Origin of the sequence: Simplicispira metamorpha (assembly GCF_004341365.1) — a bacterium.
GTDB lineage: Bacteria > Pseudomonadota > Gammaproteobacteria > Burkholderiales > Burkholderiaceae_C > Simplicispira > Simplicispira metamorpha.
Map to the genome: position 1 here is coordinate 25000 of NZ_SLXH01000018.1, position 15637 is coordinate 40636.

Annotated in this window: 12 protein-coding genes; 2 read left to right on the forward strand and 10 right to left on the reverse strand. The window is 66.2% G+C overall.

Annotated elements, in window-relative coordinates; translation table 11 throughout:
- Positions 1–268: 268 nt before the first annotated feature.
- Entirely contained in the window at positions 269–1741 is a 1473-nt protein-coding gene (locus EV674_RS10695) for a hypothetical protein (protein WP_132750434.1), read from the forward strand.
- A gap of 47 nt (positions 1742–1788) precedes the next feature.
- On the opposite strand, the gene EV674_RS10700 is transcribed toward EV674_RS10695, so the two are convergent.
- From EV674_RS10700 to EV674_RS10715, 4 genes are all read right to left on the reverse strand, one after another.
- Positions 1789–2844 (reverse strand): serine endopeptidase, encoded by a 1056-nt coding sequence (locus EV674_RS10700; protein ID WP_119013368.1) that lies wholly within the window; start codon positions 2842–2844, stop codon positions 1789–1791.
- Positions 2845–2955: 111 nt separating this feature from the next.
- On the reverse strand, positions 2956–3855 hold the full coding sequence (locus EV674_RS10705) for a DUF2145 domain-containing protein (RefSeq protein ID WP_119013369.1): 900 nt from the start codon (positions 3853–3855) through the stop codon (positions 2956–2958).
- An 11-nt stretch (positions 3856–3866) separates the two neighbouring features.
- Positions 3867–4334 carry a hypothetical protein gene (locus tag EV674_RS10710; protein ID WP_119013370.1) on the reverse strand — a complete coding sequence of 156 codons (468 nt, stop codon included), beginning with the start codon at positions 4332–4334 and terminating at the stop codon, positions 3867–3869.
- A gap of 65 nt (positions 4335–4399) precedes the next feature.
- Complete coding sequence (locus EV674_RS10715) at positions 4400–4894, reverse strand: YiaA/YiaB family inner membrane protein (RefSeq protein ID WP_119013371.1); 495 nt, start codon at positions 4892–4894, stop codon at positions 4400–4402.
- A gap of 409 nt (positions 4895–5303) precedes the next feature.
- Between EV674_RS10715 and EV674_RS10720 the strand changes: the two genes are divergently transcribed.
- Positions 5304–6719, forward strand: a complete 1416-nt coding sequence (locus tag EV674_RS10720) for a Fic family protein (RefSeq protein WP_119013372.1) — start codon at positions 5304–5306, stop codon at positions 6717–6719.
- 178 nt (positions 6720–6897) lie between these two features.
- Here EV674_RS10720 and htpG read toward each other — a convergent pair whose 3' ends face one another.
- From htpG to EV674_RS10750, 6 genes are all read right to left on the reverse strand, one after another.
- Complete coding sequence (gene htpG, locus EV674_RS10725; protein WP_119013373.1) at positions 6898–8850, reverse strand: molecular chaperone HtpG; 1953 nt, start codon at positions 8848–8850, stop codon at positions 6898–6900.
- 139 nt (positions 8851–8989) lie between these two features.
- Positions 8990–10264 carry an esterase/lipase family protein gene (locus EV674_RS10730; protein WP_119013374.1) on the reverse strand — a complete coding sequence of 425 codons (1275 nt, stop codon included), beginning with the start codon at positions 10262–10264 and terminating at the stop codon, positions 8990–8992.
- Positions 10265–10301: 37 nt separating this feature from the next.
- Positions 10302–11234: an exopolyphosphatase gene (locus EV674_RS10735; RefSeq protein WP_119013420.1), complete on the reverse strand. Its 933-nt coding sequence runs from the start codon at positions 11232–11234 to the stop codon at positions 10302–10304.
- A gap of 56 nt (positions 11235–11290) precedes the next feature.
- Positions 11291–12109 (reverse strand): pseudouridine synthase, encoded by an 819-nt coding sequence (locus tag EV674_RS10740; protein WP_119013421.1) that lies wholly within the window; start codon positions 12107–12109, stop codon positions 11291–11293.
- A gap of 567 nt (positions 12110–12676) precedes the next feature.
- Entirely contained in the window at positions 12677–14965 is a 2289-nt protein-coding gene (locus tag EV674_RS10745) for a putative bifunctional diguanylate cyclase/phosphodiesterase (protein WP_119013422.1), read from the reverse strand.
- A gap of 50 nt (positions 14966–15015) precedes the next feature.
- Entirely contained in the window at positions 15016–15627 is a 612-nt protein-coding gene (locus EV674_RS10750) for a methylamine utilization protein (RefSeq protein WP_241524941.1), read from the reverse strand.
- Between the last annotated feature and the right edge of the window lie 10 nt (positions 15628–15637).

Sequence of the window (15637 nt, forward strand, 5' to 3'; positions counted from 1 at the left end):
CCGCAAGAATCACCCAAACAGGTGATTCGAACCTGGCCACGCGTGGCTATTCTGAAGTTTCTTGTTACAGATCACTTCAATAGGACGCACCATGCAATACCCACAAAAAAACTTATCCATTGCGGTAGGTGCAGCGCTTCTCGCCACCCTCTCTGGCTGTGGTGGTGGCAGCGATAACGCTGGAGAAGGCCCCGGGCCAGAGCCCGTCTTGGTCACCTTGAATGGCACCGTAGCGGTAAACCAGGCGATTCAAAATGCGCTGGTGTGCATGGATCTCAACGCCAACAGCGCCTGCGACGCTGGCGAGCCCGCCTCCGCAAGAACCGGTGCCGATGGTGCCTACAGCCTGACCTACGACACCAGCAAAGTCACGGCAGCGCAAGCGGCGTCAGCCTCTCTCATCGCCGCGATGGTGCCGGGCGCCCCCACCGAACCCGGCACCACTCTCGATGCGGCCCAGCCCGGCCAGGCAGCCACCACGTCTGCCTACGTTTTGCGGCAGGCGCCTGGCAAAAGCGGCCCCATCAACCCCCTCACCACTTTGGTGGCAGCAGGCATTGCCGCAGGCATGACGGAAAGTGCCGCACGCGCCAATGTCAGCATTCAACTGGGCATTGAGGCCGCCAAGATAGACAACTACCAAGACGACGAGACATCGACCGCCACACCGGTGGCGGACAACGCCCGCACCATGGCACGCACCACCGCGCTGGCCCTGGAGCGCGGCGCAACGCTGGAAGTGGCAGACCAGATGGCCGCCCAAACCGCATCGCCCGGCGACCTTGTAAGCCTGAGCTACACCGATGCCAGCAATTACGGCTTCCGCACCTCCCACACGCTGACCAAACCAGCGGGCACAGCCGGCACGTTATACGAAGACCAGCGAACCCGCTTCACCGGGGGCGTGAATGTGGATCGCCTGGCCACCCTGTACCCATTGATCTACCTGACCTCCACCGGCTGGAAGCGCTGCGACAGTACCACCGCGCACACCGGCACTTTGGGCAACCCCAGCCGCAGCAATTACTGCAATGCAGCGCTGTCCGTGGCGTTTTCTCTTCGCCAAAGCATTGCCGATCAGCCCATGAGCGGCGTGCTGCAAGCCATGCAGTCTGCGGCCACCAGCAACACCATCAACAACGACGCACCAAACGACTCTCTTTTGGCAGCCGTGGGGTCAGCCGCGTTTCCCGCAGGTGCAGGAACCCGCCTGCGTGCGGCGATGGACATTAACCGGCCCATCTTCATCACCAACACCAACACCGATGCACGCCCGCAATCAGAGGCCACCACGCTGGAGCAACTCATTGTGGCCAAGCCTGCGGCCAAAGTGGTTCTGGCGACGGCTGCCGGTTCACTGACTTTGGGTGTAAGCACCAGCAGCCTGCGCAATTTGCGCGTGGCCTTCACAGGCACCACCAGCCCCACCAGCGGCACGGTTCAGTTTTACGACTGCGAACTCAACGCAGCAGCCACCGTGGCGTCCAACTGCGCCGCCACCGACACCGGCAGCTACGCCATTGAGACAGTGAACGGAGCGCGCGTCATGCGGTTTGCAGGGCACGCCCCGACCCCCGCGTCGCCACAAGAAAATCTCTATGCAGAGGTCAAGGGCACCGCGACGGGCGATTATGTTTTCCGGGCACGCCAGAGCAAACCGGCCCAGATGCTCGCAACGTCTGATGCCAATCGCTTGAACAACACCGCCTGGGCAGCACTGAAAAGCACCTTGGGAATTTGAAGCGTTTTCGCGGTGGCGCCACGCTGCGGACGCCGCCTGCGCCCAGCTCAGTCGGCGCTGCCAGCGCGCCCTGCGGCCACCGTACCGCAGGCGTGGCAAAAGCGCGCAAACGCACTCTTGCGCGTGTGGCAGTGGCCGCAGCGGTCAAACAGGCCAATGCCGCAGTGCGGGCAGAAATCGATCTGCTCGTTCTTCAAGTCCACCGGGCGCTCGCAGCCCGGGCACACGTTTTTGGCCAGGCGCGCCAGGGCCACGTCGTAGCCCAGCTCCTTGCGCCGCTCCTGGTCGGGCAGCGCCTCGGCTTGTCTTTGCCGCTCCAGGTAGCGGTTCAGGGCCAGGATGGCGTAGCGCCCCACCAGCGCCGTCACGGCAATGCCCACCACGTAGCGCACGTAGCCACCGTAGCTGGGCAGGTAGGGCACCAGTTCGACAAAGAAGGCGAACAGCGCAAACCAGATAAAGCCCCAGACAAACGGCCAGTACGTGCTGCGGCGCTGCTTGACAAACAGCCACCCGGCCAGCGCCAGCAGCGGCAAGGTCAGTGCCAGGCGGTACAAAAACACCCGCAGCTCGACCTTGCGGCGCTCGGCGTTCAGCCGGGCGTAGCCGCTGCTTTCCAGATCGCTCAGGCGCTGGCGGGTGGCTGCGGCGTTTTGGCGCGCATCCAGCGCGGCTTGTTCTTGCACCTGCACGGCCTGCTGGGTGCGGCGCTCGGTTTGCTTGAGGGCGTCCAGCGCCTGGGTGCGCGCCAGCACCTCGGGGTCGTGCTCGGCGCGCTGGGTCACGCTGCGGGCGGCCAGCCAGTTGCTGAAGGTTTCGCGCTCGGCCTGGGTTTCGCTGCGCGCTTTGCTGCGCTGCAACTGGGCCTGCTCCAGCGCGGTCTGGGCGTCTTGTTCGGCGGTGTGCGCCTGCTGGAGCTGCGCGCGCAGGGCCTGGGCAGCGCCCTTGTCCAGAAAATCATCGAGTTGCAGCGTGGCTTCCACCTTGGGCAAATCGCCCACGATGGTGCCGCCCAAGCCAATCAAAAAACTGGCAAACACCAGCGCCACCAGCCACAGGCCGCGGCGAAACCATTTCTCGGACAAGCGCAGGGGTTTGCTCATGGAATGCTCCTTGGAATAACGGATGCGATGGTAGACATGGGCGCGCAAATTACTATTTTTTTAATAGCTGCTAGCGCTTATCCTGCGGGCGCCAGAGGCCATTTTTTAGCATTATTTTTCTGGCAGCACCACCGGCGCAGCCGTCCACTGGGTGCGCTGCAACCAGTCCAGCACCGAGTCGGCTGTCACGGTCTCGATCTGGTTGGCAAAGCGCTGGCGCGGCGGGTGGTCGTCAAACGCAATGTGGGCCGATCCCACGCGCGCGCCCAGGCGCTGCAAGGCGCGGATGTGCAGCGTGGTCGGCACATAGCCCTTGAACTGCAACCACGCCTGCGCCTGGTCGCGCGTGCGGATGGTGGCAGGCTCCATGGCGGCGGCCAGCGTCTCGATGGCCCACTGGTTGGATTGCTGGTAGCGCTGGCCCCAGGCGTAGCTGACCATGCTGTAGGGGCGGTGTTGCAGCACACGGGCGCGCGCGTTGTCGGGCAGCACGGCCAGCAGGTGTTGCTGCACGGCGGGCGTGGGCACGGCCCAGACGGCCTCGTAGCGGTGCAGGTCGTCCATAAAGAACTCGCCCAGCCCCTGGCGATAGACCTGGCCCACGGCCGTGCCGCAGTCGTTGAGCTTGTGGACGATGCGCCACGGGCCTTGTGGCGTTTTGTAGGCCCAGCCCAGATGCGAGTAGCGCAGGCCGTAGGCGCTCAGGTCTTGCCCGGCGCGGCCCAGCAGCACCACCTGGGTGCCTGCGCGGGCGTGCTCGGCGTCCAGCGCGGCGGCGGTGCGCTGGGCCAGCGCCATGCCGCGCTCGATGGTGCGCAGGGCCGGGGGCTGGGCGCGGTCGCAGGCACGGCCCGCGTGGGCCGGTGCCGGGGCGGCGATCACCAAGGCACACAGGGCGCTGGCCAGCAGCGCGGCGCCCCGCACCGGCCGCTGCGTGGCCAAAGGGCGCGGGGCGTGCGAAGCGTGCTGGCCGTACCGGGCGGCTGTGGCGCGTGCGATGGAAATGTGCATGGCTGCGCTCCTCACAGGCGCTCGTTGTGCAGCAGGGCCTGGCCGATGGCGTTGGGCACAAAGGCCAGCACCTCGCCCGCCACCGACAGCAGCACGCCGGTGCCGATCACGCTGCATGCCACCACCGTCCCCACGCCGTGGGCCGATGCCCCAATGCCGCGCCCCAGCACCTCCACGCTGGCCTGGGCGCCATCGGACGCGCGTTCCAGCAGGTACACCGTGCCCACGGCAGACACCTGCACAGCCTGCACCGTCAGTACCGCCCCGGCCACCGACAGCGCTGCGGGCAACACCACCGCCGCCCCCGAGGCCGCAGCCCCCGCCGACGCCGTGCCCACCACCGAGGCCAGCGGCAGCAAAGACAGCGCCGCCGATGCTTCGCTCTGCGCCTGCGCGGGCAGCGGCAGCAGCGCCGCGCTGCACAGGGCGCTGGCGGCCAGCAGCCAGCGTGCCAGGGTGAAAGTCAACCAAGTGCTCATGACAGGCTCCTCAGAAAAAACGGGTGCAGGGGGGTAACGGCCAGCGCTAGCAGATGGCACCACCATCACTCCACACTGCCCGCACGGGCCTGGGCGGCTTCGCGGCGGCCTTGCAGGCGCGCTTCGAGCACATCGGCCTCGTGGCGGTCGCGCAGCATCTTGGCCAGGGTGAAGGCGGTGGTCACCAGATACAGCCAGCTCACACCCAGAAACGCCTTGTAGGTGTCGTTGATGTCCATGCCCAGCAGGCCCCAGCCGGTGAGCAGCATGGCGACGGCAAAACCGCCCCACACCACCAGCTTCCACAGGGGCGTATCGGTGGCCTCGCCCCGACGGGCGCCGTCGTTGTCGCGCACAAACTTCGACAGGCCGAACACCGCGCTGAGGCAGAACACATAGCCCATCACCATGAAAGCCTGCTCCAGCGGCTCGCCGGGCAACCAGGCCAGGCCGACGGCGCACAAAAACACGGCCACGCCAAACGAGGCCCACACCTGCCACTGCCAGGCACGGGTGTCACGCAGGATCAAAGGGGTGGTGTTGCTGTGGGAGGTGTTCATGGTGTTTGCTGCCGGTGGGTTGGAGATGGGCGTATCGTGCCGCGCCACCCCACTGGGAAGAGCGTTTTTATGCACCAGTGGCGTGATTTTGTCTTACAGGTATCTTTTTAAGATACTTTTTATAGGTCCCTGCCCTCCGACCCAGCCCATACACCAGCGCCGGGCCGGAAAAGCCCCGGCCGGTATGTCGCACTGCCGGGGTTTTGCTTTGATTTTGATAGCTGCTTGCGCTTACTTCAAAAGGGCTGGAGTGGTTTTCGGGTAAGAACTGGAGTTCTTCCTCCAATTTCCCGGCGCTCTGTTGTGTGGCACACAAACCTATTTGCGCGCCACGTGAAGTGGCGCATAAAATGATTTGCGCCACTTCACGTGGCGCAATCTTCTGGCTATCCCCTTCGAGCTACCCTGTATGCCACACCCTACCCCGCCATCCGAGTTGGACATGTTGGTCGCGCTGATCGGCGCCGCGCCTGCGGGCCTGGGCATCGAAGCCATCGCGGGGCAACTGGGCCACCGCTATCCGCGCCGTACCTTGCAGCGGCGCTTGGCCCTGCTGGTGGAGCAACAACGCATAGCGATGCTGGGCGAAAAGCGCGCCACCCGCTACCGCCGCCTTGCTGTACCGGGCGGTGACACCGCTACCCAAGCCCTGAGACAGACGCCTTTGCAAGCCCCCAGCCAGGACTATGTCCCCATCACTGCGCAAGGAGCCGACATCCGTACCTATGTATCCCAGCCACGCCACCTGCGCCGCCCGGTGGGCTACCAGCTGGAGTTTCTGGCGCAATACCGGCCCAACCAAACGGCCTACCTGCCCCCACACTTGCGTGAGCAGTTGCACGCCATGGGCCGCTCGCCAGCGCAGCAAACACCGGCGGGCACCTTCGCCAAAGACATCCTGGCCCGGCTGCTGATTGACCTATCGTGGGCTTCATCGCATTTGGAAGGCAATACCTACAGCCGCCTGGACACTGAGCGATTGATCGCCTACGGCCAAGCCGCCGAAGGCAAAAATGCGCTGGAGACACAGATGATCCTGAACCACAAGCAGGCCATCGAGTACCTGGTGCTCACCCCCGAACATGCCTGCGTGCAAACCGACACCTTGATTGCGCTGCATGCGTTTTTGTCAGACGGTCTGATGGCCGACCCGGCCTCTGTTGGCCGCATCCGGCGCCGCCCGGTGGAAATTGGCGGCAGCGTGTACATGCCCATCGCGTTGCCACAGCGGCTGGAGGAGCTGTTGGGCAGCGTGGTGCAGATGGCGGCAGAGATCGCAGACCCATTCGAGCAAGCCTTCTTCCTGATGGTGCATCTGCCGTACTTGCAACCGTTTGAAGACGTGAACAAGCGCGTGTCGCGGCTGGCGGCCAACATCGCATTCATCCGCCACAACCTGTGCCCGCTGTCTTTTATCGACGTGCCGCAGCAAGCCTACGTGGACGCCATGCTGGGCGTGTACGAACTCAACCGCATAGAACTGCTGCGTGACGTGTTTGTGTGGGCCTACGAACGCTCGTGCCAACAGTACGTGGCCATGCAGCAAAACCTGGTGCCACCCGACATTTTTCGGCTGCGCCACCGGCAGGCGCTGTCGGAGGTGATTGCCGCCATCGTGCGCCAGGGCCAAGCGGCTACCGAGCAGGCCGTTCGCAGCCATACCCCGGCCACGGTTGCGCTGGCCGAGCACGACCATTTCGTCCAGTTGGTGCTGGCGGAGTTCACCACGCTGCATGCCGGCAATGCGGTACGGTTCGGCCTTCGCCCGCTGGAGTTTTCTGCCTGGCAGAGCCAGCAGACCGGCCAGCACCGTGCTGCGGGCTGACGGCTGCGCAGGCTACCCGGCGCCCGCCCGGACTACCGCGACTGCACCGCTCCACACCAAAGGCATAAAAAACCCCGGCCAGTGTCTGCGCACTGCCGGGGTTTTGCTTTTATTTTGATAGCTGCTTGCGCTTATCCAGCAAGCGCTGGAGCCCGATTTGGCTCCATATTCACCAGCTTCAGGCCAGCAGGGCGTTCACGCGCTTGACGTAGGCGGCGGGGTCATCGGGCAGGCCGCCTTCGGCCAGCAGGGCCTGGTCGAACAGGATGTGCGCCAGGTCGTGGAAGTGCACGCTGCCGTCGAGCTTTTTCACCAGCGCGTGCTCGGGGTTCACTTCCAGCACGGGCTTGGATTCAGGCGCCTTCTGGCCGGCCTGCTTGAGCATGCGCGCCAGTTGCGTGCTCATGCCGTCGTCCTGCACCACCAAACAAGCGGGTGAATCGACCAGGCGCGAGGTGACGCGCACGTCTTCGGCCTTGTCTTTCAGGGCTTCTTTGAGCTTGGCCAGCACGGGCTTGAAGGCTTCGGCGGCTTCTTCTGCGGCTTTTTTCTCGGCCTCGTCTTGCAGCTTGCCCAAGTCCACGGCGCCCTTGGCCACCGATTGCAGCGGCGTGCCGTCAAAGTCTTGCAGGTAGTTCAGCGCCCACTCGTCCACGCGGTCGGTCATCAAGAGCACTTCGATGCCCTTCTTCTTGAACACTTCGAGCTGCGGGCTGTTTTTGGCAGCGGCCAGGTTGTCGGCGGTGATGTAGTAGATGGCGTCCTGGCCCTCTTTCATGCGCGCTTTGTAGTCGGCAAAGCCCACGCTCACGGTGTCGCTGGTGGTGCTGGCAAAGCGCAGCAGCTTGGCCAGGCGCTCGCGGTTGCCAAAGTCTTCGCCCAGGCCCTCTTTGAGCACGGCGCCAAACTCGGCGTAGAACTTGCTGTATTTGCCTTCTTTGGCCTTGTCGTCGGCATCGACCACGTCGGTCACGCCATCGGTGCCTTCAGCGGGCGCGTCGTGGCGGTCGTGCTTGGCCAGGTCTTCCAGCATGGACAGCACGCGCTTGGTGGAGCCTTCGCGGATGGCGCGCACGTCGCGGCTTTCTTGCAGCAGCTCTCTAGAGACGTTCAGGGGCAGGTCGGCCGAATCAATCACGCCCTTCACAAAGCGCAGGTAGCTGGGCAGCAGCGCTTCGGCGTCGTCCATGATGAAGACGCGCTTGACGTAGAGCTTGACACCCGCTTTTTTGTCGCGGTTCCACAGGTCAAACGGGGCCTTGGCGGGGATGTAGAGCAGCTGCGTGTATTCGGTGTTGCCCTCGACGCGGTTGTGCGCCCAGGTCAGCGGCGCTTCAAAGTCGTGGCTGATGGCTTTGTAGAAGTCGGCGTACTGCTCGTCGGTGACTTCTTTCTTGGGGCGCGTCCACAGGGCGCTGGCCTTGTTGACGGTTTCCCATTCGCCGGTCTTGACCATGGCGCCGGGCTCGCCTTCTTTCTCGCTTTCTTTCCACTCTTCCTTTTCCATCAGGATGGGCAGGCTGATGTGGTCGGAGTATTTGCCGATGACCTGCTTGAGCTTCCAGGCGTTGAGGTATTCCTCGGCATCACCCCGCAGGTGCAGGATGACGCTGGTGCCGCGTGCAGTGCGGTCGATGGTTTCGACCTCAAAGTCGCCGCTACCACCGCTGACCCAGCGCACGCCTTCGCTGGCTTGCAAACCGGCACGGCGCGATTCGACGGTGATCTTGTCGGCCACGATGAAGCCCGAATAAAAGCCGACGCCAAACTGGCCGATGAGCTGGGCATCTTGCTTCTGGTCGCCCGAGAGCTTGCCCATGAAGTCTTTGGTGCCGCTCTTGGCGATGGTGCCCAGGTGGTCGATGGCCTCTTGCGCGCTCATGCCGATGCCGTTGTCCTGGATGGTGAGCGTTTTGGCGTCTTTGTCGAAGGTGACGCGCACTTCCAGGTTGGGCGCGTTCTCGAACAGGGCTGCGTTGTTCAGCGCCTCAAAGCGCAGTTTGTCGCAGGCATCCGAGGCGTTGGAGACCAGTTCGCGGACGAAGATTTCGGGGTTGGAGTACAGCGAGTGCGTGACAAGGTGCAGCAGTTGCGCCACTTCGGCCTGGAAGGAGAGGGTTTGTTTGCTCATGGTGTAGGTCGGTGTCTCACGGTTGGAACGGGGTACATGGCCAGGCGCTCAGAACATGCTCCGGGGCGCAGCCAGCGCAGCCGATGTGGGGCCATGCGGGCGTGTTTCAAGGGCGCGCAGCCCGCAGCGCCCGGGGCTTTCAGATGCCGGGCGTGGCCAGCCACTGCACCAGCTGGCGCGCCACCCGCGCATCGCTGAGCAGCGCCAGGTGCCCCAGGCCGTGCAGCACGCGCTGGTGGTCTGGGGTAAATGCCAGGGTGCGGGCGGGGTCGTCGTGCAGGCCCAGGGCGCTGCGCAGGGGCACCAGGCCATCGCCCACCAGGCGCTCGGCCAGGGGGCTGCGCTGGCGCGCAAGGGTGGCGGCGATGGCATAGCAGGCCACGCCCTCGGGCAGCGGCAGGGGCTGGCGCAGGTCAGCGCCCGACTGGAAGCGGCTGCGCCCTTGCCAGTCGGCATCCAGCACATGGCCGTGGCGCAGGTCGGTGATGCCCGCGCTGCGCAGTTGGCCCAGCCGCACCAGCGGGCGGCTGTAGGGCGTGCTGCCCAGCAGCAGTTGCAGCCAGTGGCCCGCGCGCTCCAGCGGTGCGCCGTGGTGCGGCGTGCCCAAAAAAACGATGGGGCCCAGCTGCTGGGGCCAGTGCTGGCCCGCCTGGCGGCCCTGGTGGCAGGCGCTGCGCACCACCAGCCCGCCCATGCTGTGCGCCAGCACCGCGCAAGTCTGCACCGGCACGGGCCAGTCGGCCAGCAAGGTGTCGATCAGGCCCGCCAGCGCGCGCCCGTTGACCGAGGTGTGCAAGCCGCTGTTGTAGCGCACGTACACCGGCGTGTAGCCCAGCGCCCGGGCCAGGTGCTGGCCGTGGTCGTGGCCTGCGCGCTGCCATTGCAGGTCGTTCATGCACAGGCCGTGAACCAGCAGCAAAACCTTGCCCGTGGCGCCGCCACGGGCGTGCAGGGCGGCCACATCCAGCGGCTGGCCGTGCTGGTACAGCCCCATGGGGATGGCCAGCGGGTTGGCGTCCTGGGCCAGGCGGTCGCCCATGACGCCGTTGAGGGCGGCGAGCACCGCCTGGCGCTGCGGGGCAGCTTTGGCCGCTGCATCTTGCGGGCTGGGCAACCAGGGCTCCAGGCGCAAGAGTGCGCCCTGCAAGGCAGCATCGACCAGGCCGGTGGCACCGTAGATGCCCCGGTACACCAGCCCCGTCAGGCCGCGCGTGCGGCCCGGCTCAGTGCCGCCGGGCAAGCCCAGGGTGCCCAGCACCGACTGGTGGATGCCCTCGACGATGTGGGTCACGCCCTGCGTGGCCTGGGTGGCCAGGCGGGCGGCGCCGCGCAGGTCGGCCATGCGCCACTGGCGCAGCACGCCGCCAGGAGGCGGCGGCGGGCCAGCGGCGGGAGGGGGCTTGGGGGCAGTCATGCGTGGAGCCCCATTGCGTGGGGCCAGCGCGCAATGCTCAGCCGTCGGCGCGAATGCGCTGCACCAGCGCTTGCAAAACGGTTTCGGCCTGCTCGTTGGCGATCTGGCAGGTGCCCGCCGCGTTGTGGCCGCCACCGCCGTATTCCAGCATCAGATTGCCCACGTGGGTTTGGCTGCTGCGGTCAAGAATGGACTTGCCGGTGGCAAACACGGTGTTCTGCTTTTGCACACCCCACATCACATGGATGGAGATGTTGGCCGTGGGGAACAGCGCGTAAATCATGAAGCGGTTGACCGCCCAGATGGTTTCTTCAGCGCGCAAGTCCAGCACCACCAAGTTGCCGTGCTGGGTGGCGCAGCGCAGGATTTGCTCTTTGGCGCGGGCGGCGTGGTCAAAGTAGAGCGTGACGCGCTCTTGCACATCGGGCAGGGCCAGGATTTGCGCGATGGTGTGGTCGCGGCAGTATTTGATGAGATCCATCATCAGCTGGTAGTTGCTGATGCGGAATTCGCGAAAGCGCCCCAGGCCGGTGCGCGAGTCCATCAGGTAGTTCAGCAGCACCCAGCCTTGGGGGTCGAGGATATCTTCGCGCGAATACTGGGCCGAGTCGGCCTGATCGACGGCTGCCATCATCTCGTCGGTGACGCGCGGAAAACGCGCCTTGCCACCGTAGTGGTTGTACACCACGCGCGCCGCCGAGGGGGCGTGCGCCTCGATGATGTGGTTGGCACGCTCGCCGGTGTTGCGCACGGTTTCGGACTCGTGGTGGTCAAACACCAGGTGCGCGCCGGGCACGTAAGGCAGGTTGGTGGTGATGTCGCGCTCGGTGATGGCGATCTTGCCGTCCTGCATGTCTTTGGGGTGGACGAACAGGATGTCGTCGATCAGCTCCAGCTCATGGAGCAGCACGGCGCACACCAGGCCATCAAAGTCGCTGCGGGTCACCAGTCGGTAGGGGGGTTGGCTCACGGGGTTCTCCTGAAAGGCAGGGTTGGTGTCATGAAAAAACAAAAATGCGCGCGCGCTCAGAACCGCTCGCCGGGCGCCAGATAGCGCCACTGGCCCACGGGCAGGTTGCCCAGCGTGATGCGGCCCATGCGGATGCGCTTGAGGCCCACCACTTTGAGGCCAACCTGCTCACACATGCGGCGGATCTGGCGTTTTTTGCCCTCGGTGAGCACAAAGCGCAGCTGCTCGGGGTTTTGCCATTCGACGCGGGCGGGCTTGAGCGGCTGGCCGTCCAGGCTCAGGCCGTGGCGCAGGCGATCGAGCAGCGCGGGCGGAAACACCGCCTGCACGTTGGTGCTGACCGGGTCGTGCTCGTGGATTTCTTGCAGCGGCGCGCTGCGTGCATCGGGGTGGCTGATGGGAGCCTGGCCGGGGCCGTGGTAAACCACGCGCACCAGGTATTCTTTTTCCAGCTCAGAGTCTTCACCGATGAGCTGGCGCGCCACGCGGCCATCCTGCGTCAGCACCAACAGGCCCACCGAGTCGATGTCCAGCCGCCCGGCGGGCGCCAGGCCGCGCAGGTGCGGCGGCGTAAAGCGCAGGCCGCTGGCGTCACCCTGCCAGTGGGTGCGCGGGTTGATGAGCATCACCGCCGGGGTGTGGCCATCTTCGGCCTGGCCCGAGACGTAGCCGATGGGCTTGTTCAGCAGGATGGTGACTTGGCTGTCTTGCTGGCGCTGGGCCGCGCGCTCGACGGTGACGCGGTCTTGCGGCGTGACTTTGACGCCCATCTCGGCCACTTCGCCGTTCACATAGACCCAGCCGTGCGCAATCCAGTCGTCGGCCTCACGGCGCGAGCACAGGCCCAGTTCGGCCAGGCGCTTGTTCAGGCGCATGCTGCCATCGGGATTGGGCGCTGGTGCCGGGCGCGGGCCGGGGGCCGGGCGCGCGGCGCTGGTGCGGGGTGCGGCGGGGTCGGCGGCACGGGACGGTGTAGGAGCGGCGCCACGGGGCGCGCGGTAGGCCGATGGCACCGGGGCGCCACCACGCGGGGCGTTGCCTGCGGGGCGCGGGGCACTGGCGTTGCCACGGGGCGCAGTGCCTGCCGGGCGGGCGGGCGGCGCATCAGCCGACCAGACGCGGTTGGCGGGCGCGGGCGGGCGGTGGCCGTCCTCGCGCGGTGCGGAAGCGGCGCCCCGGGGCGCAGAGCGCGGGGGGCGGGCACCGGCAGGCGCTGGCGCACTGGGCGCGGACGAGAGCACCGGGCGGCGCAGCACGGGCCGCGCAGACTGGCCCCCGGGCGCTGGCGCGGCGGCGGTCAGCGGGGCATCAGAGCCCCGGGGAGGGCGGGCGGCAGAGGACATAAATTTCAAATTTGATAGCTGGTCGCGCCCACCACGCAAGGGCTGGGCACGGATTTGGCATAAATAAACCGGGCGGATGGGCCGGGCATAGGCATCGCCTCAGGTCTGCTGTGCGTGCCAGGCCAGAAAGGCATCCACCGGCAAGGGGCGGGCGATATGGTAGCCCTGCGCTTCATCACAGGCCAGCGCACGCAACCGCTCCAGGATGGCGGCGTTCTCCACTCCCTCGGCCACCACCGTGAGCCCGAGATTGTGCGCGAGGTCGATGGTGGAGCGCACGATGGTGGCATCGTTCTCATCGGTCTGCATGCCCATGACAAAAGACTTGTCGATTTTCAGCTCATCGACCGGTAGGCGCTTGAGGTAGCCCAGCGAGGAGTAGCCGGTGCCGAAGTCGTCGATCGAGAGCTTGAAGCCCTGCTGCGACAGGCGGTTGAGCATGGCCTCGGCGCGCTGGGGGTCGTCCATGATGGCGCTTTCGGTGATCTCCAGGCAAAAAGCGCTGGCCTGCACGCCGTGGCGCACCAGCATGGCGCCCAGGCGCACGCTGAGGGCGGGGTCGAGCAGGTCGCGGGTGGACAGGTTGACCGAAATGCGCAGCCCCATGCCCCGCGTGCGCTCGTCGGCCAGCAAGCGGGCAGCGGCATCGAACATCCACAGCGTGAGCTGGCGCACAAAGCCGGTCTGCTCGGCAAACGGGATGAACTCGGCAGGCGGCACCAGGCCGCGCTGCGGGTGCTGCCAGCGCACCAGGGCTTCGGCGGCCAGGCCGTGGCCGCCTTGCAAGGCCACTTTGGGTTGCAGGTACAGGCGCAGCTCGTTTTGCTCGACGGCGCGGCGCAGCTCGGTCAGCAGCGACAGGGTTTGCGCGCTGGCCGAGTCCAGTGCCGCGTCGTAGAGCTGGGGGCCATCGAGGCGGCGCTTGGCGGCGTACATGGCCACCTCGGAGTGGCTCAGCAGCGTATCGACATCGGCGGCATCGGTGGGCCAGCAGGCAATGCCCATGCCCGCGCTCAAGTCCACGGTTTGCTCGCCAAAGGCCAGGGGTTCTTCAAAGGCGTGGGCGATGCGCCGCGCCACTTCCAGCGCGGCAGACGCGTCGGTGCGCCGCAGCAGCAGGGCGAATTCGTTGCCGCCCAGGCGCGCCACCATGTCGCCGTGGGCCATGACCTGCTGGCGCAGGCGGTCGGCCACGGCTTGCAGCAACTGATCGCCAAAGGCGTAGCCCAGCACGTCGTTGACGTGTTTGAAGCGGTCGAGGTCGAGCGTAATCACCGCCAGCGGCATGGCCTGCGTGGTGTAGGCAGCGTGGGCCTCGATGGCCTGCAACACGGTGTCGCGAAAGCGCTCGCGGTTGGGCAGGCCGGTGAGGCGATCCCAGTACGCCAGGTGGCGGATTTCGGCTTGCTGCTCGGCAATGCCGATGCGCATGTGGTCAAACGAGCGGGCCAGGTAGCCGACCTCGTCGTTGCGGTCGGTGTGCTCGACGGGCACGTCGTACTCGCCGCGCGAGAGGCGCTGGGTGCCCAGCACCAGCGAGCGCAGCGGCGTGGTGACGCGCCGCGCCATCAGGCCGCTGCCCAGCGCGGCCAGCAGCAGACCCACCACGGTGATGATGGCCAGCAGCACCTGCAACTGGCGGTACGGGGCCACGACCTCATCGACCGAGCGCAGCAGCAGCGCCTGCGCCTGGCCATCGGCCAGGGCGCTGGCACGCGCCAGCAAGGTGCCTTGGACACTGGCCAGCTCGGTAACGGGGCCGGTCTGTGCGCGCAGCATCTGCAACGCACCTTCGGGCAGGGTGCTGACGGGCACGGCCCAGGCGCCATCGGCTGCGCGCACGCGCAGCGCCACCTGCACCGACAGCAGCTGGTGCATTTCATCGGCCAGCGCCTGGTGTACCGGAAAGCCCATCAGCACCCAGCCCACCAGCACGGGCGCCTTCAAAGGCACCAGCACGAATTGGTAGGGCAAGCCGTCTACCACCGCGATATGGCTGCCTTGCTGCGTGCCCGAGAGCACGGGCAGCATCTGCGCCAGCGCGTCTTGCAGGTCGCCCATGCCCTGGGCGCGGCTGACCGAGCGCAGTTGCAAGCCCGTGTCCAGCAGCGCAGTGACGGAAGCGCCCAGGCGCAGGCCGTGGTTTTGCAAGGCCGATTCGATGGTGTCCAGATCGTCCGAATGCACCGCCGAGCGAAAGCCGTAGTCTGCCGCCAGCAGCGTGGCACCCTGGCGCAGACGATCGGCGTTTTGCGCCAGCAGGTGGCGCCAGACGTTTTCATCGGTGTCCAGCGCGCGGGCAATCTGGCTGCGTGCATTGCGCTCGATGGCGGCGCGCACTACGCCAAATCCGGCCACCTGCACCAACAGCAGCAACAGCAAAGACATGCCCACCAGCCGCACCACCAGGCTGCGCTGCCAACCTACGTGCAGCGCGCTCAAGGTGCCAGCTCCGCCAGCCGCACCAGGGCGGTGGCACCGGAGGCAGATACCTCCAGGGCCTGCTCGGGTACTGGCGCCCCTGCGGGCAACCGGGCGTGCCAGGTGCGCAGCCGGTAGCGGCCTGCGGGCACGGCGCTCAGGGCCGCCTGACCGCTGGCACTGGTCTGGGCGTAGTAGGGGGTGTCGAGCACCAGCACCCAACCCACCATCTGGTCATGGATGTTGCAGCCCAGCACCACCACGCCGCTTTGCTCAAAGCGCACCGGCTGGGCGGGCGTACCTGCGTAGAGCTTGAGCTCGAACTTCTTTGCGGGCGAGAACGAATAGACATGGTGGCGCACCGTGTCGTGGTTGGGAAAGCGCACCTCGCTGCCCACCGGCACGATCAGTATCTGGGGCACAAATTGTTTGTGGTTTTGCGCCATCTCCAGGCCCGCCACGGGGCGCACCTGGCGGCGCGCCTGTTCAGACTCCAGAAACACCACCGCATCGGCCACGCTGCGGCCACTGGCGTCCTGCACTTGCACTTGCACATCGGCGGCCTGGGCGCTGGCGGCCAGCAGTGCCCCAGCGCACCCCAGCAGGACTGCACCCATGTGGGTGCCCATGCCTGCGCAC